The following is a 22,311-nucleotide window of genomic DNA, read 5'->3' as shown; positions in this document are numbered from 1 at the left end:
ACGAGGGATTCGGTCAAGCAGAATTTTCGTGCAGCCACTGGCGGAACACGCAGTGCGCGGTTCCTGAGCAGCGGGGCGAGAATTGCGGCAGACCGAAGGCACCGCTATTGAGCAGGCAGCTTTGGGGGGCATGACGTGACGGAAGAGAACGACGGCGACGGCACCAACTATTCTGTGCCGCCGGTTCACAGGGCCTTTACGTTGCTGCGCCATATCGCGGCGGGGGGCCGGTGCAACAATGCCAGCGCCACCTCGCGCGCACTGGGCATCAACCGCACGACGCTGATCCGCCTTTTGCACACGCTCGAAGCCGAACGGATGATCGAGTCGATGGATGACGGGCTGAGCTGGCAACTGGGCCCCGGCATGATCGCGCTGGCCGCCGATGCGCTCAAATCGCGCGACGTGCTCAAGGTGGCGCGTCCGGTGATGTCGCGGCTGGTGGCACAGCTCGAGCTGTCCTCGCATCTGGGCATTCTGGACGGGACCGAGGTGATCTACCTGCTGCGCGAAACACCCAACTCGCACCTGATCAGCAATGTCCGTGAAGGCTCGCGCCTGCCTGCGCATGCCACCACCATCGGCCGCGTGCTGCTGGGCTGGCTGCCCGAGGGCGATATCGAGCGGCTCTATGTCGGTGACGCGCTGAAAACCTTCACCGAAAAGACCGCAAGCTCGCTGGAAGCGTTGACCGCCCAGATTACTGCCGACCGGGCGCGTGGGGTGGCGTGGAGTTCGGGCAATTTCGAGCGCGGGATCGGATCCTGCGCCGCGCCGGTGTTCGATCATCAGGGGCGTACCGTGGCGTCGATCAACGTGACGGGGCCAGAGACGCAGTTCACCCCCGACACGCCACTGGCCCTGCGCATCGAAGAGGCGGTCAAGGCAGCCGCCGCCGAAATCTCGGCGGCGCTGGGGTTCACCGAACAGCCTTAAAGCGGGGCGGTCCACGCCTGATAGCCATAGACCCAGTCGGCATTGCCCTGAGTCTTGAGCCACTCATTCGCCAGAGACGAGCGCTGGATTTCCGAGGTGCGCGGGATGCGCGCCTCTTCATACCGGGTCAGTGCGGCGGGCACACCGGCCGCATCGACGCCGTCCAGCGCGCGCGCCAGCACCACCGCATCCTCGATCGCCATGCAGGCCCCTTGCGCCATGAACGGCACCATCGGGTGCGCCGCGTCGCCCAGCAGGGTGATGTGGCCCTGCGACCAGTGCGCCATCGGTTCGCGCACATGCAGGGCCGAGCGCGTGGCGCTGTCGCAGGCCGCCAGCAGCGCGCGGGCCTCGGGGTGGAAATCGGCGTAATGGGCGCGCAGTTCGTCGATGTCGCCGGGCAGGGTCCAGCCCTCTTCCGCCCAGTCGTCCTGACGGTGGGTGGCAAAGACAAAGATCTCTTCACCGCGGGTCAGCGGGAAGGTGACGATCTGCAGGTCGCTGGTCGGCCCCCACCATTTGGTGAACGCATCGAGGTTCGGCAGATCACCGCCACGTTCGCGCGGGAAAACCGCGCGCCATGACACCAGCCCGGTGAACTGCGGCGAATCAGCGCCAAAGACGGCGGTGCGCACGGGGGAATGGATGCCATCGGCCCCGATCACCACATCCGCGCGGTGCGTGGTGCCGTCAGCCAGCACCAGCCACGCGCCGTCGGCGTCCTGCCCGACCTCGGCAACCTTGGCCCCGAACCGCAGCGCGCCTTCAGGCAGCAACACCTCAAGCGCCTTCAGCAGATCGGCGCGGTGCACGGTCAGCGACGGCCCACCATAGCGGGTCTCGGCGGCTTCGCTCAGGGGCATGCGCGACGTTTCTGCGCCCGTGTCCCAGATCCGGCTGATGCGATGCGTCGGGCGGGCGGCGTTCACCCGCAGCTCCTCGCTGGCGCCCAGCCGGTCCAGCGCGTGCACGGCGTTCGGGGTCAGGTTGATGTCGGCGCCGACGCGGGCGAACTGCTGTGCTTGTTCAAACACCGTGACCTGATGGCCCATTTTGTGCAGCGCAATGCTGGCACACAGACCGCCGACACCGCCGCCGCACACTGCAATCTTAAGCATGGATTCCCCGCGAGATTTGTTCATATATGATCATGTTATTCATATATTGACAGTCGAGCTGGCGGCACGTCAACAAAAATGCGCCGGGACCCGCGCGGGATGCCGGAAAGCCGAGGTTTTGAGTATGGGGGGATCAGAAAAGAGAAAAGCCGCGTAACTCATTCGAGCTACGCGGCTTTTACTTGAAGCAATGGTGCCCAGGAGAGGACTCGAACCTCCACTTCCTTACGGAAACTAGCACCTGAAGCTAGCGCGTCTACCAATTCCGCCACCTGGGCCGGTTGCGTGAGCGGTGGATTATCCGTAGCCCAATCCACTGTCAACGGCCCCCGATGAAAAATCGCGCGGCGACGAGAAAAATCTTTCGCCGCGCTGCAGCACGACCCGGGTGCTAACCTTGCTTTAGTCTTGTCGTGACAAGGGGTCAGGGGTATTGAGCAAGACAAAGCGATGCTTGGCGCGGAGGTCAAAATGACGAAACTGGTCACGATCCTGGGCGGTTCTGGCTTTGTCGGGCGCTATATAGCGCGGCGCATGGCACAGGCCGGGTGGCGCGTTCGCGTTGCGACGCGGCGCCCGAACGAGCGGCTCTATGTCCGCACCTATGGCACGGTGGGTCAGGTCGAGCCGATCTTGTGCAACATCCGCGACGAGGCTTCGGTCCGCGCCGTGATGGCGGGCGCGGACGCTGTGGTGAACTGCGCCGGTCTTCTGACGCAGAGCAAGAAGAACAGCTTCAAGGCCGTTCAGGCTGACGGTGCTGGCATGGTGGCCCGCGTCGCGGCTGAGTCGGGGGTGTCCGCGCTGGTGCATCTGTCGGCAATCGGCGCCAACGCGCAATCCGACAGCGAATACGCCCGCACCAAGGCACAGGGTGAGGCTGCTGTGCTTGAAGCCTTCCCGAATGCGGTGATCCTGCGCCCCTCGATCATCTTCGGGCCCGAGGACGCGTTCTTCAACCGCTTCGCCGCGATGACCCGCTTCTCGCCGATCCTGCCGATTGCCGGCGGCGCTAGCAAATTCCAGCCGGTCTATGTCGACGACGTGGCCCAGGCTGCAGCGAAGGCTGCGATGGGTCAGGCTGCGCCGGGCGTGTACGAGCTGGGTGGCCCTGACGTCGCCACCTTCCGCGCGCTGATGACGACGATGCTGACCGAGATCCGCCGCAACCGCGTGATCCTGAACATGCCGCGCTGGATGGCTGGTCTGACCGCGCGCGGTCTGGGGCTGGCGCAGTTCCTGACGGCGGGTCTGTTCACCAATACCGTGCTGACCGTCGACCAGTTGCGCAACCTGAGCCACGACAACGTGGTGGCCGAGGGTGCCAAGGGGTTGGCCGATCTCGGGATCGACCCGGCGCCGATGGACCTGATCCTGCCGACCTACCTGTGGCGCTTCCGCCCGGCTGGTCAGTATGAGTTGATCAAGGAATCTGCGAAGGGCCTGCGCTCGCAGGGCTGACGGTCAGGAATACGCGACCCACAGCAGAGCCATGCCCAGCACGACCCGGTAGATTACATAGGGCGTGAAGCTGACGGCAGCCAGAAAGCGCATCATCACCTTGAGTGCAAACAGCGCGGCGACGAACGAGATCGCCGCGCCGATCGCGCCGTCGATCGCCGCTTGCGCATTGGCGGTTTCCACCAGATCCAGCGCCGTGATCGCGCCTGAGGCGATGATCGTCGGGATCGACATCAGCATCGACAGCCGCGCCGCATCGTGACGCTCGAACCCCAGAAACCGCGCGCCGGTGATCGTTGCGCCCGAGCGCGAGGTGCCGGGGATCAGCGCGATCGCCTGCCACAGCCCCAGAATGATGGCGTCGCGCAGGGTCCAGCCCTCGGCGCGGCGGGCCTCGGTGCCCAGTTTGTCGGCGGCATAGAGCACGACACCGAAAATCAGCATCGTCCAGCCGATCAGCGCAACCGAGCGCATCGCGTCAACAAGGCCGGTCAGCTTGAGAACCAGCCCCAGCACGATCACCGGCACCGTCGCGACGGCCAACAGGAACGCCATCCGCGCGCCGGGCGAATCAAGTCGACCGCGCGCGAGGTCTGGCAAGCCCCGAATCACCATCATCACATCGCTGCGAAAGTAGATCATGACGGCAAGCAGGGTGCCCACGTGGACGGAGACGTCGATGGCGACACCCTGATCGGCGACGCCGGTAAGCTGCGGAAACAGGATCAAATGCGCAGACGAAGAGATGGGAAGAAACTCGGTAATCCCTTGAATTAACGCGAGAATAAAGATGTGCATTAGCGACATTTTGAGCGTTCCGGCTGGGGTTTTCCGCACCTTATCCCCTTTTGCCCACGGAGGAAGGGTCAAAAGATAGGGATTACATGCTGACCTATTTATGGAGAATTACAGCCTTCATCCCGGGCTTGCCCCGAAAAAAGGTGGATATAGGTAACGCTTACTGACTTTTATTGCGGCGCGGTTCAGAGTATTCCTGCGCGACATTCCGGGAGACCCTGCCATGGCCACTCAGCATATGCTTCAGTTCGTGACCAAGCCCAAAGAAATGCCGACCAAGCGGGAGGCAGGCGAACGTCGCGAAGACTTCGCCGAGATCTACCGCGAGTTTGCCGCCGAAAAGGCTGGCGAGCAAGCCGGGCGTTGCAGCCAATGCGGTGTACCGTATTGTCAGGCGCACTGCCCGCTGCACAACAATATCCCTGACTGGCTGATGCTGACGGCGACGGGCCGTCTGCAAGAAGCCTATGAGATGAGTCAGGCCACCAACACCTTCCCCGAGATCTGCGGCCGCATCTGCCCGCAGGATCGTCTGTGCGAAGGCAATTGCGTGATCGAGCAATCGGGCCACGGCACCGTCACCATCGGCGCGGTCGAGAAATACATCACCGACACCGCCTGGGAAAACGGCTGGGTCAAGCCGGGCCTGCCGTCGGTCGAGCGTGACCAGTCGGTCGCCATCATCGGGGCTGGCCCCGGCGGTCTGGCGGCGGCGGACAATCTGCGCCGCGCGGGCGTTCAGGTCACTGTCTATGACCGGTATGACCGCGCGGGCGGGCTGCTGACCTATGGCATTCCCGGCTTCAAGCTGGAGAAACCCGTCGCCATGCGCCGGATCGAGCAGCTGGAAGCGGCAGGCGTGCAGTTCGTGCTGAACTGCACCGTGGGCGACGACATCAGCTTTGACGCGATCCGGGGCAAGCATGACGCAGTGCTGATCGCCACGGGCGTCTACAAGTCGCGCGATCTGGACGGGCGGGGCGCAGAGCTGCCCGGCATTGTCAAGGCGCTGGACTATCTGACCGCCTCGAACCGCAAAAGCTTTGGCGATGACGTTGAAGAGTATGACTCGGGCGCGCTGAACGCCGAGGGCAAGCGCGTCGTCGTCATCGGCGGCGGCGATACCGCGATGGATTGCGTGCGCACAGCGATCCGGCAAGGCGCTACATCGGTCAAGCTGCTGTACCGGCGTGACCGCGACAACATGCCCGGCTCGCAGCGCGAAGTGCAGAACGCCGAGGAAGAAGGCGTCGAGTTCGTCTGGCTGACTGCTCCGGCCGGGTTCGAGGGTGAAACCGAAGTCACCGGCGTCGTGGTACAGAAGATGCGCCTTGGCACGCCGGATGCCTCGGGCCGCCGCTCGCCCGAACTGATCGAGGGCGCGGATTATGTCGAAGGCGCGGATCTGGTGATCAAGGCGCTGGGTTTCGAGCCCGAAGCGCTGCCGACCCTGTGGGGCGTGCCCGAACTGACCGTGACCCGCTGGGGCACGATCCGTTGCGATCACACCACCCACGCGACCAGCCTGCCCGGCGTCTATGCCGTCGGCGACATCGTGCGCGGGGCCTCGCTGGTTGTCTGGGCGATCCGCGACGGGAACGAGGCAGCGGCCGCGATCCTGACAGAGCTGGCCCAATCTGCGGCGGTGGCGGCTGAATGAGCGCGGCTGCGGTCGGCTCTCGCACGGGCGGGTGCCTGTGCGGAAGCGTTCGCTTCACGGCGGATCTGACCACGCTGGCCTTCGGCGCCTGCCATTGCGAGATGTGCCGCCGCTGGACGGGCTCTGCGCTGCTGGGCATCACGGTGCCCAGCCGGAACGTGCAGTGGGAGGGTGACGCACAGATCGCGCGCTTCCAAAGCTCGGACTGGGCGGAGCGGGCGCATTGCCGAACATGCGGCTCGGCGCTGTTCTATCACGTGACAGCAGACGGCCCGCACGCCGAGAATCTGGAGATGCCGATCGGCCTCTTTGATGACGCGAACGGACTGACGCTTTCCAACGAAATCTACATCGACCACAAGCCCGACAGCTTTGCCTACACAGGCGACCATTCGCGCCATACGCGCAAGGAAACGCTGGCAAAATTCGGGATCTCGGAAGAGGAAGACCTAGCATGACCAAGTTTGATGAGAAGTGGGTTGCCGCCGAGGAAGCCAAGCGCGCCTGGATGGATCAGAACGGCCTGTACAAGGCCGAAGACGAGCACGCCTCTTGCGGTGTCGGCCTCGTCGTGGCGATCAACGGCCAGCCGTCGCGGCAAGTCGTGGTCAACGGCATCAACGCGCTGAAGGCGATCTGGCACCGGGGCGCTGTCGACGCTGACGGCAAGACCGGCGACGGCGCGGGCATCCATGTGCAGATCCCGGTGCCGTTCTTCTACGACCAGATCCGCCGCACCGGGCACGAACCCGACATGAACGCGCTGATCGCCGTTGGTCAGGTCTTCCTGCCGCGCACCGATTTCGGCGCGCAAGAGCGCTGCCGCACGATCGTGGAAACCGAAGTGCTGCGCATGGGCCATTACATCTATGGCTGGCGTCACGTGCCGGTGGACACCACCGTGCTGGGCGAGAAAGCCAACGCGACCCGGCCCGAGATCGAGCAGATCATCATCAAGAACACCAAAGGTTCGGATGAAGAAACGTTCGAGCGTGAGCTCTATGTCATTCGCCGCCGGATCGAGAAAGCCGCTGCTGCTGCGCACATCCAGGGTCTGTACCTGTGCTCGCTGTCGTGCCGGTCGCTGATCTACAAAGGCATGATGCTGGCCGAGCAGGTCGCGACCTTCTATCCCGATCTGATGGACGAGCAGTTCATCTCGTCCTTTGCGATCTATCACCAGCGCTATTCCACCAACACCTTCCCGCAATGGTGGTTGGCGCAGCCGTTTCGCATGCTGGCCCATAACGGCGAGATCAACACGCTGAAGGGCAACGTCAACTGGATGCGCAGCCATGAGATCCGTATGGCCTCGTCCGCGTTTGGCGACATGGCCGAGGATATCAAGCCGATCATCCCCGCCGGGTCTTCGGACTCGGGCGCGCTGGATGCCGTGTTCGAGGTTCTGGTGCGCGGCGGGCGTTCCGCGCCGATGGCCAAGACCATGCTGGTGCCCGAGGCCTGGTCCAAGACCACGGTCGAGCTGCCCAAAGCCTGGCAGGACATGTACGCCTATTGCAACTCGGTCATGGAGCCGTGGGACGGCCCTGCCGCGCTGGCAATGACCGATGGCCGCTGGGTCTGCGGTGGTCTGGACCGCAACGGCCTGCGTCCGATGCGCTATGTCGTCACCGGCGACGGCATGCTGATTGCCGGGTCTGAGGCCGGTATGGTCCCGGTCGATGAGCTGAGCGTGCGCGAAAAAGGTGCGCTCGGGCCGGGGCAGATGATCGCCGTCGACATGAAAGAGGGCAAGCTGTACCGCGACGTGGCGCTCAAGGATCGTCTGGCCGCCAGCCAGCCGTTCGGCGAGTGGATCGACAAGATCATCGACCTGAACAGCCTGCTGCGCGACGTGCCCGAACTGCCGATGTTTGATGGCGAGGCCCTGCGCCGCCGCCAGATCGCGGCGGGCTATTCGATGGAAGAGGTCGAGCAGGTTCTCACGCCGATGGCTGAGGACGGCAAGGAAATGATCGCCTCGATGGGTGATGACACGCCGTCGGCGGTGCTGAGCAAGATCTACCGCCCGCTCAGCCATTTCTTCCGCCAGAACTTCAGCCAGGTCACCAACCCGCCCATCGACAGCCTGCGCGAAAGCCGGGTGATGAGCCTTAAAACCCGCTTCGGGAACCTCAAGAACGTGCTGGACGAATCCAGCGCGCAGACCGAGATCCTGATGCTGGAATCCCCGTTCATCGCGAACGAGGAATTCAAGGTCATGGTGCGCCAGTTCGGCGACGGCGTGGCGATGATCGACTGCACCTTTGATGAGGGTGCCGGCGAAGACGCGCTGCGTCAGGGGCTGGAACGTATCCGCGCCGAGGCCGAGGATGCCGTGCGTTCGGGCGCTGCGCATCTGGTGCTGACCGACGAGAACCAGCGCGAAGACCGCGTGGCGATGCCGATGATCCTGGCGACCAGCGCGGTGCATTCGTGGCTGACGCGCAAGGGTCTGCGGACCTTCACGTCGATCAACGTGCGGTCGGCCGAATGCATCGACCCGCATTACTTCGCGGTGCTGATCGGCTGTGGTGCAACCACCGTCAACGCCTATCTGGCGCAAGACACCATTGCCGACCGGATCGAGCGGGGCCTGCTGGACGGCAGCCTGACCGACGCAACGCGCCGCTACCGTGACGCCATCGACGCCGGTCTGCTCAAGATCATGTCCAAGATGGGGATCTCGGTGATCTCGTCCTATCGTGGCGGGCTGAACTTTGAATCCGTGGGCCTGTCGCGTGCCTTGGTGGCCGAGTATTTCCCCGGCATGCAAAGCCGTATCTCGGGCATCGGCCTGCACGGTATCCAGTACAAGGTCGAGCAGGTTCACGCCAAAGGCTGGCGCGCGCCCGTGGGGCCGCTGCCGGTGGGCGGGTTCTTCAAGGCGCGGCGCTCGGGCGAGAAACACGCCTGGGAAGCGCAGACGATGCACCTGCTGCAATCGGCCTGCGACCGTGCCAGCTATGACCTGTGGCGAAAATACTCGGCGGCCCTGCAAGCCAACCCGCCGATCCATCTGCGCGACCTGCTGGACTTCAAGCCGCTGGGCCGTGCCTTGCCGATTGAAGAGGTGGAAAGCATCACCTCGATCCGCAAGCGGTTCGTGACGCCGGGCATGTCGCTGGGGGCGCTGAGCCCTGAGGCGCACAAGACGCTGAACGTCGCCATGAACCGCATCGGGGCAAAATCCGACAGCGGCGAGGGTGGCGAGGATCCGGCGCACTTTGTGCCCGAGGCGAACGGCGACAACCCCTCGGCCAAGATCAAGCAGGTGGCCTCGGGTCGTTTTGGCGTCACCGCCGAATACCTGAACCATTGCGAAGAGCTGGAGATCAAGGTCGCGCAGGGTGCCAAGCCTGGCGAGGGTGGCCAGTTGCCCGGCATGAAAGTGACGGCGCTGATCGCGCGTCTGCGTCACTCGACCCCCGGCGTGACGCTGATCTCGCCGCCGCCGCACCATGACATCTACTCGATCGAAGACCTTGCGCAGCTGATCTACGATCTCAAGCAGATCAACCCGCGCGCCAAGGTCACGGTCAAGCTGGTGTCGTCGTCCGGCGTGGGCACGATTGCGGCGGGTGTGGCCAAGGCCAAGGCCGACGTGATCCTGATCTCGGGGCACAATGGCGGCACCGGGGCATCGCCCGGCACCTCGATCAAATACGCCGGTCTGCCGTGGGAGATGGGCCTGACCGAGGCGCATCAGGTTCTGGCGATGAACAACCTGCGCGACCGGGTGACGCTGCGCACCGATGGCGGTCTGCGGACCGGTCGTGACATCGTCATGGCCGCGATGCTGGGGGCCGAGGAATTCGGCATCGGCACCGCCGCGCTGATCGCGATGGGCTGCATCATGGTGCGTCAGTGCCAGTCGAACACCTGTCCGGTCGGGGTCTGCACCCAGAACCCCGAGCTGCGCAAGAAGTTCACCGGCAATGCCGAGAAGGTGGTGAACCTGATCACCTTCTACGCGCAGGAAGTGCGTGAGATCCTTGCCAGCCTTGGCGCGCGCTCGATCGACGAGATCATCGGCCGGGCCGATCTGCTGGCGCAGGTCAGCCGGGGGTCGGCGCATCTGGACGATCTGGACCTGAACCCGATGCTGATCACCGTCGATGGCTCGCGCAACATCCGCTACGACCGCGACAAGCCGCGCAACGCCGTGCCCGATACGCTGGACAGCGAAATCATCCGCGACGCCGCCCGTTTCTTTGACGAGGGCGAGAAAATGCAGCTCAGCTACGCGGTGCGCAACACGCACCGTACGGTGGGCACGCGGGCGTCCAGCCACATCGTCAAGAACTTCGGCATGCGCAACACGCTGCAGCGCGACCACCTGACGGTCAAACTGGCCGGCAGCGCCGGGCAGTCGCTGGGGGCTTTCGCGGTGCGGGGCCTCAAGATCGAGGTGTTCGGCGATGCCAATGACTATGTTGGCAAGGGTCTGTCGGGCGGCCTGATCGTGGTGCGTCCGCGCATGTCCTCGCCGCTCAAAGCGTCCGAGAACACGATCATCGGCAACACGGTGCTCTACGGGGCCACCGATGGCGCGCTGTTCGCGGCTGGCCGTGCGGGCGAGCGTTTCGCGGTGCGCAACTCGGGTGCCAAGGTGGTTGTCGAGGGCTGCGGCTCGAACGGGTGCGAGTACATGACCGGCGGGGTCGCGGTGATCCTGGGGTCGATCGGGGCCAACTTTGGCGCCGGGATGACCGGGGGCATGGCCTATATCTATGACCCTGAGGGGCTGGCAAGCGGTCTGATCAACACCGAGACGCTGGTGACCTGCCCGGTCACCGTGCCGCATTGGGAAAGCCAGCTGAAGGCGCTGATCCAGGAACATCTGGACGAGACCGAAAGCGCTCTGGCTGACGAAATCCTGCGTCGCTGGGATCTGGAGAAGGGTAACTTCGTGCAGATCTGCCCGAAAGAGATGCTGATCCACCTGCCCGAACCGCTGGTTCTGGAACAGGCCGCGATGCCTGCCGAGTAACAAAGTGAGGGGGCCGAATAAGCCCCCTCACGCCTTCCGGCGAACTCATTTTTCAGTATCTCGAAGAATCTCACAGTTCTGCGATGATTCCACCGCTCATTGCCTTGTCGCCGCGCTTGTAGCCGATGCGCGGTTCGGAGAACTGAATTCCAGTGTCACTCGCATTCGACATTCGGTCAAAACGCAACAGCTTCCAATGCGTTGGTTCACCTGATGCGCTTGATCCGCTCGTTTGGTATACACGAGCCAGTATTTGGCCGTCAGACCCGTAGCCCAAGGCGTGAGGTTCAACTGTCCGGTATCCGGGCGGATAGTAAATCTCAAGACATATGCGCTCTTCGATTGCGCGCTTTAGCAATTCAAACATGCGAAACTCCATCGCAGGATGCGAAGGACCGCTTGACTTGCCATGTTTCTGAATCGTACGATTCAGGTGTGGAAGGCTATCCGCTGCGGCCCGACCAAAGGGTTGCGGATACCGAAACGTTAGCGCCGCCTTGGGTACCAGCCTTGGCGGCGCATCTGCTTCGATACGTCCATGTAAGCATCGAATCGAAATTCAGATGAGTCAAGCATTGACGATCCCTTGATATGGGGGTCATCCGCCACATCTAGCGGTTTCGGTTCGTCACTATAGCCTGATTTGTATTTCTCCGCATTGCGCAAACAATGCGGTCAATGCGGTACAAGAACGTTGCAGCGTTTTCCAATTCTGAAAAGGGGCCGCAACCGCGGCCCCTTTTGCTTTGCTCAGAGCGGTTTTCTTACATGTCGCCCGGGATGCTGGTCATGGTGTTCCACAGACCGCCCCCGACCTGGCTGATGAAGATGTCGTTCGCCCCCTGATGGTCCGCGCCAAAGTTGATGTGCGTGCCCAGCAGGTTGTCGTCATAGTCCAGCGCTTCCATGGCGGCGACGAAGCCCTCGGTGGTCAGATCCTGACCGGCGGCTTCCAGCGCCATCACGACCTGACGCGCAGCGGTATAGCCCAGCATGGCAAAGCCCGAAGCGGGCTGGCTGTAGCGCTCTTCATAGGCCGCGATGAAGGCGGCGGGCTCTTCTTCAGTTGCGCGGGCGCGCAGATCCTGCCAGCCGGACGAGGCATAGAGCCCGTCGGTCACGCCACCCGGCACCATCGCCACCGGCTCAAGAAAGCCCGCCGACGAGGTCAGGAAGTGAACATCGGTCCAGCCCAGTTGCTTGGCGGTGCCGACAACGGTGATCCCGGCGCGGACGCCCAGTGCCTGGGTGATGATCTCGCAGCCCGCAGCGCGCAGACGGCTGACGGCACCGACGAAGTCCTGCTCGTCAGGGCGATGCGACGTCTCGTCGACAAAGGTCAGACCCAGACGTTCGGCCGTTTCATGCGAAGCCAGCGCGATTTCCTCGCCGAAGTCGGTCGGCAGGTACATCGAGCAGACATTGGTCGCGCCGGTGGTCTCGTGCAGATACTCGATACCCGCCGCAATCTGGTCGTAGTAGCTGGAGAACGAGGTGAAGTTCATCAGCGGCGGCTCGGGAAGAACGGCGCGCGCGGCAGTCAGCGGCGCGATGTTGGGCACACCGCGGCGTTCCATCAGCGGGTAATGCGCAAGGTTGTGCGGCGTGCCGAGGTTGAGCAGCATCGCAAAGATGCCGTCGCGCTCGATCAGCTTGTTGTACCCCTGCGTGGCGCGGGGCAGTTGATAGCCGTGATCCTCGACCAGATAGCGGATCTGACGACCATGCACGCCACCGGCGGCGTTGATCTCGTCGAAATACATGTTGGCGCCGTTGACCGCCGGGGTCGAGACGGCCGCGAACACGCCCGACAGGTCATGCACGCCGCCAATCAGAACTTCGCTGTCAGTCACGCCACGGGTCTGCGCGACGGCGCCCGATGCGACCGTGGCCGCCAGTGCGGCGGCAAAAAGGGTGAGTGTCTGTTTCATTATCGTTCCTCCCTTATCGAGCCCTCCCCAGGCCCGGTTTCAATCATGGTTCCTTAGTACATCGCGTCAATCAACGGCTTGTGCCGTGTCTCGACGGTCGCGCGTTTCAGCTTCATGGTCGCCGTCAACTCCTCATCTTCGGCGGTCAGAAGCACGTCGATCAGGCGGAAATCCTTGATCTGTTCGACGCGCGCGAATTCCTTGTTGACCGCGTCCACCTCGGCCCGGATCAGCGCCAGAACCGGTTCGGCCCGGCACAGGCTGCGGAAATCGCTGAACGGCACCTTCTGGTCCTGCGCGTATTTCTCGACGTTTTCCTGATCGATCATGATCAGGCAGGTCAGATATTTGCGCCGGTCGCCGATCACCACCGCGTCGCTGATATAGTGGCTGAACTTCAGGCGGCTTTCGATCTCGGCGGGGGTGATGTTCTTGCCGCCCGCCGTGATGATGATGTCCTTCATCCGCCCGGTGATCGTGGTGAAGCCGTCGCCGATGCGCCCCACATCGCCGGTGCGCAGCCAGCCGTCTTCGGTAAAGGCTTCGGCGGTTTTGTCGGGCTTGTTCAGGTAACCCTTGAAGACGTTCAGGCCCTTCACCTGAATCTCGCCATCCGGGGCGATGCGCACATCGACCCCGGGGTTTGGCCGCCCGACCGAGCCGGTCCTGTTCGCCTCGGGCAGGTTGATGGTGCCGACACCGGCGGTTTCGGACATGCCGAAGCCCTCATACAGCGGCACGCCGATCGCGTGATACCAGCGCAGCAGTTCCGGCGAGATCGGCGCAGCGCCGGTCAGCCCGCGCGTGATGCGGTCCATGCCCAGCATGCGGCGCAAATTGGCCAGCACAAGGAAGTCCCACACCCGATACCGCAGCGCCACGCCGCCCGGCACATCGCGCCCGTCCAGCAGGTAGGCGGCGCGGGCCTGTCCGGCCTTGATCGCCCGGCTGAACGCCCAGCGGCCCAGCAGGGTGGAATCCTGCGCCATGACCAGCACGCGCGAATAGATCTTTTCCCAGACGCGCGGCACGGCGACGAACCCATGCGGCGATATTTCGCGCAGATTGTCGAACACCGTCTCGGGGCTTTCGGCAAAATTCACCGTCGAGGAAACCACCAGCGGCGTATAAAGCGACACCACCCGTTCAAGGATATGGCACAGCGGCAGGAAGCACAGTTGCTCGGCGTGCTTCTGGAAGGGCAGGCCGTACAGGCTGGCCTCCATCGCCGCCATGATGTTTTCCTGCGTCAGCATCACGCCCTTGGGCTGCCCGGTGGTGCCCGAAGTATAGATCAGCACCGCCACATCATCGGGCTTCACCGCGTCGATGGTGGCGTTGAACAGGGCGTCATCGCGGTTGGTGCGGCCCAGATCATAGAGATCGGACAAGAGCATGCATTTGTCGTGGTGAAAGTCGTGCAAACCCTCGCCGTCAAAGATGATCACCTTGATCAGCGACGGCATCTGCGCTTCGACTTCAAGGAACTTGTCGAGCTGCTCTTCATTCTCGACAAACAGGAACCGCGTCTGGCTGTCCGTGACCAGATAGGCCAGCTGGCTGGCGGAATCGGTCGTATAGACCCCGGACGAGACCGCGCCGAGGCATTGCGCGGCCATGTCGCAATACATCCATTCCTTGCTGTCTTCAGCCAGAATCGAGATCACCTCGCCGCGCTGCAGGCCAAGGCTGCGCAGGCCGGTGGCGATGTCTTGCGCATTGGTCAGGTAGTCGTCCCAGGAATAGGCCTGCCAGATGCCGAGATCCTTTTCGCGGTGCGCCGTCAGCGCGCCGTTCTCGTGGCAGCGGGCGCGCAGCAGGGCGGGGATGGTGGTGTGGCCGTCGATGCGCATCGGGCTGATGCCCGGCTCGGCATTGACGCGGACGCCTTTGAGGTCCTTTTCAGGCTGTGCGTTCATCGCCAGGTTTTCCTCTTTTTCCAGCGCCGCTCGCCGCGTTGTCCTTCGTGCGCGTGACCCAGATAGAAGCTCTGGATATCCTCGGACGCGGCCAGCTTGTCGGCGGTGTCGGCCATGACGATGCGGCCCAGCTCCATGACATAGCCCTGATCGGCCAGATCCAGCGCCACGGCGGCGTTTTGCTCGACCAGCATCATGGTCACGCCCTCATCCTGATTGAGCTTGCGCAGGATGGTGAAGATTTCCTGTGTCAGCAGCGGCGACAGGCCCAGTGACGGCTCATCCAGCAGCATGATCTTGGGCCGGACCATCAGCCCGCGCCCAATGGCCAGCATCTGTTGCTGGCCGCCCGACAGCGTGCCGGCCTCCTGGTTGCGGCGTTCGGCCAGAATGGGGAAGTAGGTGAACACCAGATCCCGGTCGCGCGCGATCTCGGTCCGGTCGCTACGGGTATAGGCCCCCAGCGCCAGATTTTCCTCGACCGTGAGCAGCGGGAAGACCTCGCGGCCCTCGGGCACCTGCACGATGCCCTGGCGCACGACGTGATGCGGCTCGCGCCCCTGAATCTCGCCGCCCTCAAACAGGATCTGGCCCTTTTCGGGGTTCATGATGCCCGAGATGGTTTTCAGCAGCGTCGTCTTGCCCGCGCCATTCGCGCCCAGTACGGCGACGACCTGACCCTTGTGCACCTCAAGACTGACGCCCCGGATCGCCATGATCGGGCCGTAAAAGGTTTCGAGGTTCCGCACCTCAAGAAGCGCGCTCATACCCGCTCCCCTTTCGCATTCGCGGTTTTCGAGATGGCCGAGGTGCCCAAGTAAGCCTCGATCACCGCTGGATGCGATTGCACCTCGGTTGGCGTTCCCTCGGCCAGTTTCGCACCGTCAGCCAGTGCCAGCACCCGGTCGCAGACCTTGGAAACCAGCCCCATGTCATGCTCCACCATCACCACGGTGATGCCCATCTGCCGGCGGATGTCGTCGATCCACCAGCGCATGTCCTGCGTTTCCTCGACCGACAGGCCCGAGGCCGGCTCGTCCAGCAGCAAGAGCCGCGGTTTGGTGGCCAGCGCGCGCGCCAGTTCGACCACTTTGCGCACGCCGTAGGGCAGGCCCATGATCATCTTGTCGCGGTAGGCCTGCAGATCGAGGAACTCGATCACCTCCTCGACCGCCAGCCGGTGCTTGCGCTCTTCCGAGCGGGTGCGGCCCATGAACAGGATCTCTTCCACCAGCGTGGTCTTGCGGTGGCGGTGGCGACCGACCAGCAGGTTCTGCAGGACCGTGGCGTGATCGAACAGTTCGATGTTCTGGAAGGTCCGCGCGATGCCCAGACTCGCCACCTCGTTCGGGCGGCGGTCCAGCAGGTTCTGGCCGTCAAAGGTGATCTTGCCGTTAAACGGCCGGTAGAACCGCGAGATCATGTTGAACACGGTGGATTTCCCCGCGCCGTTCGGCCCGACCAGCGCGAAAACCTCGCCCTCATTGACCGACATCGACAGGTTGTTCACCGCCGTCACGCCGCCGAATTTCAGCGTCACGTTCTCCAGTGTCAAAAGGCTCATCTCAGACGCTCCGTCTTGAGGTAGGTCTTCTGGCGGCGGAACATGTCGCGGCGGGCGAAGGGGAACAGCTCCAGCCAGGTGCGCATCTTCAGCCATCGACCGTACAGGCCCATCGGCTCGAACAGGATAAACGCGATCAAGAGCATGCCGAACACGCCGGTTTCCAGCCCGGGGATCGAGGCCGAGCCGAGGTTGTCGGTCAGGATCGACAGGAACTGCGGCAGGAAGGCGATGACGATCGCGCCCAGAAACGCGCCGTGGATAAAGCCAAGCCCGCCGATGATGATCATCATCAACAACTGGATCGAGATCAGGAAGTTGAAGGTCTCGTTGTTGAACGCCCCGGCGAACAGGCCCAGCAGCGCCCCGCCCAAGCCCGCAAAGGCGCAGCTGAGGCCAAAGGCCAGCGTCTTGGTGCGGGCGACATCGACACCCATCGCCTGCGCCGAAATTTCCGAGTCGCGCACGGCGGCAAAGGCGCGGCCCAAGGGTGCGCGCAGCAGGTTGCGGTAGAGCAGGGTGACGACAACGGCGGTGCCAAGGGCGAGGAAATACCAGCTGGCCGGGTTGGCCCAGCGGTTGATCTCGATGCCGAAGATCCAGATCTCGGGCGCGAACTTGCCGTTCACGCCGCCGGTCCACGGCGATAGGATAACGATCACATCGTCGGCCAGAATCGCCAGCGCCAGCGTGAAGATCGCCAGATAGACGCCGTGCAGCCGCAGGGCGGGCAGGGCGATGATCGCGCCGATCACCCCGGTCAGTACCCCGGCCAGCGGCAGCGCCAGCAGGATGGGCACGCCGTTCTCCATCATGATCACGCAGGAATAGCAGCCCAGCGCCATGAAGGCCGAATGCCCCAGACTGACCTGTCCGGTCTGCCCGGTCAGCAGCATCAGCCCCAGACCGGCAACGGCCCAGATCAGCACGTTGGTGACTTCGCCCAGATAAAACGAATCGATGATCCACGGCAGCACCAGCATCAGCACCAGCAGTGCGCCATAGACCGACAGGGTCCAGCGGTCGGGGAAAAGGCGGATGTCGTGGTCGTAGCTTGTCTTGAAGTGAAACCGCATGGCGTCAGACCTTTTTCACGCGCACCTGCGCGAACAACCCGTTGGGGCGGAACACCAGGACGAGGATGAGCAGCGCGTAAGGAGCGATCTGCGAATAGCCGGTGGGGAAGTAGCGGGCGGCGAAAGGCTCGATCAGGCCGACGATAAGACCGCCCATCAAGGCACCGGGAAGGCTGCCGAATCCCCCGATGACGGCGGCGGCAAAGGCCTTGATTCCAATGAAGCCGGACGAAATATCCAGCGTCCCCTTCGACGCGTAGAGGATTCCCGCCACGCAGGCGACGACTCCGGCCAGTGCCCAGACCGCGCCTTGCACACGTTTTACCGGAATGCCCATATAATAGGCAGCCATCTGATTCTGCGACGCAGCTTGCATGGCAAGCCCTAATTTCGTCCGCTGGAAAAATTGCCAGAGCAGCACCGTCATCAGCAGCGTCACAACGATCACTGAAATATCCGCCAGACTGAGCACGACTCCCCCGGCGCGCACGTCGCCCAAGGCGAGGGGCGAATGCAGGCTCTGCGGCTCGTGGCCCCAGATCACCCCGGCGACGAAACGGATCACGAAGCCCAGCGCGATGGTCAGGATCACCACCGCTGTCTGGCTCTGTCCGAACATGAATCGCAGGATGGTGAGATCAAGCAGATACCCAAGCGCCGCCATGATCAGCAGCGCTACTGGTACCGCCAACCAGAAATTCATCCCCATATATTGTGGATTGACCAAGCCGATCATCACAAATGCGCCGAGCATCATGAAGTCGCCCTGGGCGAAATTCACGGCTTCGGTCGCCTTGTAGATGAGTACGAAACCCAGCGCCACCAAGCCATAAACGCAGCCGTTCGCGAGACCGCTCAACAGCAGTTGCATCACTTCCATGGAAGGTCCTCCCAGACCAGCGCCCAACCCTAACCCAGCGTTTGCCGCCAGTGCCGGTGCCCTCCGGGCGCTTTTGTAAAGGATTGCCGCAAGCCGGTGGTATTTCAACCTTTTTTCCAAGGCTTCCCAAAAGCGGACGCGACGGCAACTTACGCCGCATCGCAGAAGGGCTGAATCGAGGATTCCTTGCCACGGATTCCGAGATTCTGGCTTCTTTGTGGCAATTTGTTGTCTCGAATGAAACAAAACTCTTCTTGTGGGCGAGTTGCGGAGTTACACTTTTCCAATGTTCGACTCCTGCATGCTGCCAGCTACGGAGCGGGTCGACGTCAACTGCTGCCAAAAGTCACGATTGGGGGACTCAAAAAATGTCGAGCACAGCTGCAAAGGCACTCAACCCAGAATTGCTGGAACTCTTCAGCGATTCAACGCTGGGACTCTATCTGGATCTCGAAGGACACTCAGGTCTTTGTGATGGGTGAGGTTCGCCACCTCGCACCGGGCGAAGTGCTGGATGAACGCGGTGAATCGCCGCTGTTTATCATTCTGGATGGCCGTCTGGCCGGGGCCCGCGACTGGTTTGGTCCGGGGAATCACTTTGGCCCCACCGGCCAGACCCTGCAGGCCGTCGATCTGCCGGCGCGCGTCTGGGTTACCGACACCTCGTCCGCAGCCTGGGCCACGCCGCAGGGTCGCACGCTGCGCCGTGCGCTGACGCAGGCGCTGATTGCTGCCGATGTGGCCGAGTCGAACGCGACCCCGCCCGAGTCGCTGCCGGACCCCGAAACCCTGTGCGATTACGATCACCCGGCGATTCGCCGGCAAGCCGCGCGCCTGCGCCGGGCTTCGCCCGCCAGCACCGCCGAGGCGATTCTGAAGTTTGTCCATTCCTTCCCGTACCGTTTCGGCGCCTGGCAAGAGCGCGCCTCCGATACGCTGGAGCGCCGCGTTGGCATGTGTACCACCAAGAGCAACCTGCAGGTCGCGCTGATGCGCGCCGCCGGTCTTGAAGCGGGGTTCGCCGAAGTGCCGATGTCGACCTCGGTTCTGGGCAAGCTGATGCCCGCTGGCTGGCTGGCCCTGCAGCGCCCGACCGTGCGCCACTACTTCGCGGCGGTGAAACTGGGCGGTCGCTGGCATGGGGCCGATTCGTCCTATGACGTCGCCAGCTACCGCATCTATCTGGAAATGTTCCCGTGGATGGCGCATCGCGAAGAGCCGACGCTGTCTGAGGGGCATCCCTACATGCCCGCGCTGGAAATCCAGCATGCAGACCTGTTCGACATCACCGTGGTGCCCGCGATCACCGCCGAGATGGGCAAGAAGAGCCGGTTCCTGACCCGCCATTTCGAGGCGCTGAACACCCGCATGGATCGTGCGCGGGGCGCGCAGTTGCGCTGGGCGCGTGAGGCTGCCGGCCTTTCGACCCCGGCTGAGTCGGCTGTCGAGAACGAGGTTCGTGCATGAGCCTTTACGATTGGGACTTCCGCGCGCCGACGCCCTCGACGATGGGCGATCATGACGTGCCGCGGGCCTCGGACCGGCTGGAAGGGCGGCGCATCGCCCTTCTGGTCACCGGGGGCATTGCTGCGATGAAAGCGCCCGAGATTGCCCGCGGGCTGCGGCGGCACGGGGCCAGCGTCACTGCCTTCGCCAGCGAAGACGCTTTGCGCTACGTCGCGCGGGATGCGCTGGAATGGGCGACGCTGGGGCCGGTTGTCTCGGCGCTGACCTGGAAGGCCGAGCATCTGAGCGACGGCGCGCCCTTCGACGCGTATCTGGTCGCCCCGGCGACGCATTCCACCATCGCCAAGATCGCGCACGGGATCGGCGACACCGTCGTCACCTCGACGATGATCTCGGCGCTGGGCCGGATGGAGCAGGGGCGCTGTCAGGTGCTGATCGCGCCAACGATGCACGGCACCATGCACAACAGCCAGCTGGTCGACAACGCCCAGCGGCTGGCGGCGCAGGGTGTCAAGATGATCGCGCCGCGCGACGCCTACGGCAAGCATAACCTGCCGGATACCGAAACGCTGTGCATTGCCGTGGGGCGTGCGCTGAGCACCTCGCCGCTGCGGCGCCGCAAGATCATGGTTACCGCTGGTCCGACCCCGGTGCCCATCGACGGCGTGCGCCGCATCGTCAACCGCTTCCGCGGCCGTCTGGGCGCGCAGGTGGCCGAGGAACTGATCTGGCGCGGCGCGGATGCCGAGCTGATTCTGGGCGATGGTGCGTGGCGACCCAACGCACCGATCCCGATGACCATCACCCGCACCTACGACGAATACCGCGACATGGTTGTGGCGCGGTGCAAGGCGGGAATGTGGGCGGGCGTGTTCTCGGCTGGCGTGGCGGATTACCGGCCCAAGGTTGCGGTTCAGGGCAAGATCGCCTCGGGTCAGGCGACCTATATGCTGGAAATGGAGCCGACCGAGAAGGTCATCGACATGGCGATGGCCGCGGATCCCCGGATGCACACGGTCGCTTTCAAGTATCTTGAGGGTGTCAGCGAGGAAGAGCTGATCCGGGTCGCTGGCCAACGTCTGGACCGCGCCGGTCTGGTTGTCGCCACCCGTGGCGAAGACACGCGTGGCACCGACCAGCGCGCGCTGATGGTGCGGGCCGATGGTGTGACGCCTATCGAGAACAAGCGCGCGATCGCCAACGCGATTGCCGACCACCTCGAGGGGCTGACCGGCAACGTGGCGATGATGAAAGCCGCCGAATAACGCCCCTGCCGCAACCCCAACCCGCCGCTTGCCGGGGGTTGGGGTTGCGCGTGCCACGGGTGAGTCATTGACGACCTCTGGTTGGCTGTCTAGCCTCGATCCATGTGGGCGAAAGGGGCCGGAACAGTGAATCCGTATAAAAGCGTTCCCGAAAAAGGCTACTGGAAACAGGCAATTGCCAACCGCTCGCCGTTTGACGTTACCGAATTGTGGGATCCCAAGTTCCGCATCCCCCGTCGCGCGCCGATTGTTACCTTCGGCTCTTGCTTCGCCCAGCATTTCGCCAAGGCATTGCTCAAGCGCGACATGAACTGGTTTGACGCCGAACCGGCCCCGGCTGCGATCAGCGACGGGCTGGCGGTGAGCTTCGGTTATCGCACCTTTTCCGCCCGCACGGCCAACATCTATACGCCCTCGCTGTTGCTGCAGTGGTTGCGCTGGGCCTTTGGCGACGCTGAGGTTCCCACCGAAGTCTGGCAAAAGGGTGATCGCTTTGTCGATCCCTTCCGCCCGCGTATCGAACCCGACGGGTTCGACAGCCCCGAAACCGTGGTACATCTGCGCAACCAGACGCTGGCGGCGCTGCGTGACTGCGTCACCAAGGCCAAGGTCTTTGTCTTTACGCTGGGGCTGACGGAAAGCTGGTTTCACAAGGACGGCTACGAATACCCCATGTGCCCCGGCACGGCAGGCGGCAGCTTCGACGGCGCGCAGCATGTCTTTGTCAACCAGCGCTTTGCCCAAGTGCATGGGGCGCTGGAGCAAGCCATCGCGCTGATGCGTCGCCACAACCCTCGGCTTACGGTGTTGCTGACAGTGTCGCCCGTGCCGCTGGTTGCCACCAACAGTGGCGAGCATGTGCTGGTCGCCACGATGCAAAGCAAATCCTTGCTGCGCTCGGTCGCGTGGGAGGTCTCGGCCAGCCACGATTTCGTCGACTACTTCCCCAGTTACGAAATCATCAACGCCCCCTCGTTCAAGGGCATGTTCTTTGAGCCTGACCAACGTTCGGTGAACCCTGTGGGTGTCGATTTCGTCATGCGCAGCTTCTTTGACGCCCGCGAACGCAAGTTCGGCCCCGACGCTCTGCCCGCGTCACGCCGCGCGCCGACTGACAAGGACAAGGCCCCGGCGATTTCCGAAGGGGCGACCAAACGGCGCGACGCCGATGTCGTGTGTGAGGAAGAGGTGCTGGCCGCCTTTGGTCCGCGCGGATGAAGGTCTGCGTCATTGGGAATTCGCA

The 22,311-nt window shown here is 63.4% G+C and carries 17 protein-coding genes and 1 tRNA gene; 8 read left to right on the top strand and 10 right to left on the bottom strand.

The features are described from left to right. The first annotated feature begins 135 nt into the window (after window positions 1-135). Window positions 136-936, top strand: coding sequence for an IclR family transcriptional regulator (locus OKW52_RS02490; RefSeq protein WP_264504312.1), 801 nt, complete (start codon window positions 136-138; stop codon window positions 934-936). On the opposite strand, the gene OKW52_RS02485 is transcribed toward OKW52_RS02490, so the two are convergent. Beyond that, window positions 933-2,054 (bottom strand): FAD-dependent monooxygenase, encoded by a 1,122-nt coding sequence (locus tag OKW52_RS02485; RefSeq protein WP_264504311.1) that lies wholly within the window; start codon window positions 2,052-2,054, stop codon window positions 933-935. The genes OKW52_RS02490 and OKW52_RS02485 overlap by 4 nt on opposite strands. Before the next feature lie 191 nt (window positions 2,055-2,245). After that, window positions 2,246-2,332: transfer RNA gene (locus OKW52_RS02480), tRNA-Leu, on the bottom strand. 193 nt (window positions 2,333-2,525) lie between these two features. Here OKW52_RS02480 and OKW52_RS02475 point away from each other — a divergent pair. Then, window positions 2,526-3,515, top strand: coding sequence for a complex I NDUFA9 subunit family protein (locus OKW52_RS02475; protein WP_264504310.1), 990 nt, complete (start codon window positions 2,526-2,528; stop codon window positions 3,513-3,515). Between the two features lie 3 nt (window positions 3,516-3,518). Here OKW52_RS02475 and OKW52_RS02470 read toward each other — a convergent pair whose 3' ends face one another. Further along, window positions 3,519-4,322, bottom strand: a complete 804-nt coding sequence (locus tag OKW52_RS02470; protein ID WP_264504309.1) for an undecaprenyl-diphosphate phosphatase — start codon at window positions 4,320-4,322, stop codon at window positions 3,519-3,521. A 214-nt stretch (window positions 4,323-4,536) separates the two neighbouring features. Between OKW52_RS02470 and OKW52_RS02465 the strand changes: the two genes are divergently transcribed. The 3 genes from OKW52_RS02465 to gltB are packed head-to-tail and all read left to right on the top strand — an operon-like array spanning window position 4,537 to window position 10,966. Beyond that, window positions 4,537-5,973: an NAD(P)-dependent oxidoreductase gene (locus OKW52_RS02465; RefSeq protein WP_264504308.1), complete on the top strand. Its 1,437-nt coding sequence runs from the start codon at window positions 4,537-4,539 to the stop codon at window positions 5,971-5,973. Then, window positions 5,970-6,431 carry a GFA family protein gene (locus OKW52_RS02460; RefSeq protein ID WP_264504307.1) on the top strand — a complete coding sequence of 154 codons (462 nt, stop codon included), beginning with the start codon at window positions 5,970-5,972 and terminating at the stop codon, window positions 6,429-6,431. The genes OKW52_RS02465 and OKW52_RS02460 overlap by 4 nt, the downstream gene beginning before the upstream one ends. Beyond that, complete coding sequence (gene gltB, locus OKW52_RS02455; RefSeq protein WP_264504306.1) at window positions 6,428-10,966, top strand: glutamate synthase large subunit; 4,539 nt, start codon at window positions 6,428-6,430, stop codon at window positions 10,964-10,966. The genes OKW52_RS02460 and gltB overlap by 4 nt, the downstream gene beginning before the upstream one ends. Before the next feature lie 70 nt (window positions 10,967-11,036). On the opposite strand, the gene OKW52_RS02450 is transcribed toward gltB, so the two are convergent. From OKW52_RS02450 to OKW52_RS02420, 7 genes are all read right to left on the bottom strand, one after another. Next, window positions 11,037-11,333 carry a WYL domain-containing protein gene (locus OKW52_RS02450; RefSeq protein WP_264504305.1) on the bottom strand — a complete coding sequence of 99 codons (297 nt, stop codon included), beginning with the start codon at window positions 11,331-11,333 and terminating at the stop codon, window positions 11,037-11,039. A gap of 397 nt (window positions 11,334-11,730) precedes the next feature. Continuing rightward, a complete protein-coding gene (locus OKW52_RS02445) occupies window positions 11,731-12,897 on the bottom strand; it encodes an ABC transporter substrate-binding protein (protein WP_264504304.1) in 1,167 nt (388 codons plus the stop codon). 53 nt (window positions 12,898-12,950) lie between these two features. Further along, window positions 12,951-14,816, bottom strand: coding sequence for an AMP-dependent synthetase/ligase (locus OKW52_RS02440; RefSeq protein WP_264504303.1), 1,866 nt, complete (start codon window positions 14,814-14,816; stop codon window positions 12,951-12,953). Next, window positions 14,813-15,583: an ABC transporter ATP-binding protein gene (locus tag OKW52_RS02435; RefSeq protein ID WP_264504302.1), complete on the bottom strand. Its 771-nt coding sequence runs from the start codon at window positions 15,581-15,583 to the stop codon at window positions 14,813-14,815. The genes OKW52_RS02440 and OKW52_RS02435 overlap by 4 nt, the downstream gene beginning before the upstream one ends. Further along, window positions 15,580-16,380 carry an ABC transporter ATP-binding protein gene (locus OKW52_RS02430; protein WP_264504301.1) on the bottom strand — a complete coding sequence of 267 codons (801 nt, stop codon included), beginning with the start codon at window positions 16,378-16,380 and terminating at the stop codon, window positions 15,580-15,582. The genes OKW52_RS02435 and OKW52_RS02430 overlap by 4 nt, the downstream gene beginning before the upstream one ends. Then, window positions 16,377-17,456: a branched-chain amino acid ABC transporter permease gene (locus tag OKW52_RS02425; RefSeq protein WP_127106192.1), complete on the bottom strand. Its 1,080-nt coding sequence runs from the start codon at window positions 17,454-17,456 to the stop codon at window positions 16,377-16,379. Before OKW52_RS02425 ends, OKW52_RS02430 begins: the two co-directional genes overlap by 4 nt. 4 nt (window positions 17,457-17,460) lie before the next feature. Further along, window positions 17,461-18,336 carry a branched-chain amino acid ABC transporter permease gene (locus OKW52_RS02420; protein ID WP_264504300.1) on the bottom strand — a complete coding sequence of 292 codons (876 nt, stop codon included), beginning with the start codon at window positions 18,334-18,336 and terminating at the stop codon, window positions 17,461-17,463. Between the two features lie 474 nt (window positions 18,337-18,810). On the opposite strand from OKW52_RS02420, the gene OKW52_RS02415 reads away from it, so the two are divergent. From OKW52_RS02415 to OKW52_RS02405, 3 genes are all read left to right on the top strand, one after another. Beyond that, window positions 18,811-19,803 (top strand): transglutaminase-like domain-containing protein, encoded by a 993-nt coding sequence (locus OKW52_RS02415; RefSeq protein WP_264504299.1) that lies wholly within the window; start codon window positions 18,811-18,813, stop codon window positions 19,801-19,803. Continuing rightward, window positions 19,800-21,068, top strand: coding sequence for a phosphopantothenoylcysteine decarboxylase domain-containing protein (locus tag OKW52_RS02410; RefSeq protein WP_264504298.1), 1,269 nt, complete (start codon window positions 19,800-19,802; stop codon window positions 21,066-21,068). Before OKW52_RS02415 ends, OKW52_RS02410 begins: the two co-directional genes overlap by 4 nt. 126 nt (window positions 21,069-21,194) lie before the next feature. After that, window positions 21,195-22,286: a GSCFA domain-containing protein gene (locus OKW52_RS02405; RefSeq protein WP_264504297.1), complete on the top strand. Its 1,092-nt coding sequence runs from the start codon at window positions 21,195-21,197 to the stop codon at window positions 22,284-22,286. The last annotated feature ends 25 nt before the right edge of the window (window positions 22,287-22,311 follow it).

The sequence above is a fragment of the Pararhodobacter zhoushanensis genome, assembly GCF_025949695.1.
Classification (GTDB): Bacteria; Pseudomonadota; Alphaproteobacteria; order Rhodobacterales; family Rhodobacteraceae; genus Pararhodobacter; species Pararhodobacter zhoushanensis_A.
The sequence above is the reverse complement of the archived record's forward strand: the minus strand, read 5'-3'. Positions and strand labels throughout refer to the sequence as shown.

Coding starts and splice junctions, on each gene's coding strand:
- OKW52_RS02485 (WP_264504311.1), bottom strand. CDS start 2,054: ATGCTTAAGATTGCAGTGTGCGGCGGCGGTGTCGGCGGTCTGTGTGCC.
- OKW52_RS02475 (WP_264504310.1), top strand. CDS start 2,526: ATGACGAAACTGGTCACGATCCTGGGCGGTTCTGGCTTTGTCGGGCGC.
- OKW52_RS02470 (WP_264504309.1), bottom strand. CDS start 4,322: ATGTCGCTAATGCACATCTTTATTCTCGCGTTAATTCAAGGGATTACC.
- OKW52_RS02465 (WP_264504308.1), top strand. CDS start 4,537: ATGGCCACTCAGCATATGCTTCAGTTCGTGACCAAGCCCAAAGAAATG.
- OKW52_RS02460 (WP_264504307.1), top strand. CDS start 5,970: ATGAGCGCGGCTGCGGTCGGCTCTCGCACGGGCGGGTGCCTGTGCGGA.
- gltB (WP_264504306.1), top strand. CDS start 6,428: ATGACCAAGTTTGATGAGAAGTGGGTTGCCGCCGAGGAAGCCAAGCGC.
- OKW52_RS02450 (WP_264504305.1), bottom strand. CDS start 11,333: ATGTTTGAATTGCTAAAGCGCGCAATCGAAGAGCGCATATGTCTTGAG.
- OKW52_RS02445 (WP_264504304.1), bottom strand. CDS start 12,897: ATGAAACAGACACTCACCCTTTTTGCCGCCGCACTGGCGGCCACGGTC.
- OKW52_RS02440 (WP_264504303.1), bottom strand. CDS start 14,816: ATGAACGCACAGCCTGAAAAGGACCTCAAAGGCGTCCGCGTCAATGCC.
- OKW52_RS02435 (WP_264504302.1), bottom strand. CDS start 15,583: ATGAGCGCGCTTCTTGAGGTGCGGAACCTCGAAACCTTTTACGGCCCG.
- OKW52_RS02430 (WP_264504301.1), bottom strand. CDS start 16,380: ATGAGCCTTTTGACACTGGAGAACGTGACGCTGAAATTCGGCGGCGTG.
- OKW52_RS02425 (WP_127106192.1), bottom strand. CDS start 17,456: ATGCGGTTTCACTTCAAGACAAGCTACGACCACGACATCCGCCTTTTC.
- OKW52_RS02420 (WP_264504300.1), bottom strand. CDS start 18,336: ATGGAAGTGATGCAACTGCTGTTGAGCGGTCTCGCGAACGGCTGCGTT.
- OKW52_RS02415 (WP_264504299.1), top strand. CDS start 18,811: ATGGGTGAGGTTCGCCACCTCGCACCGGGCGAAGTGCTGGATGAACGC.
- OKW52_RS02410 (WP_264504298.1), top strand. CDS start 19,800: ATGAGCCTTTACGATTGGGACTTCCGCGCGCCGACGCCCTCGACGATG.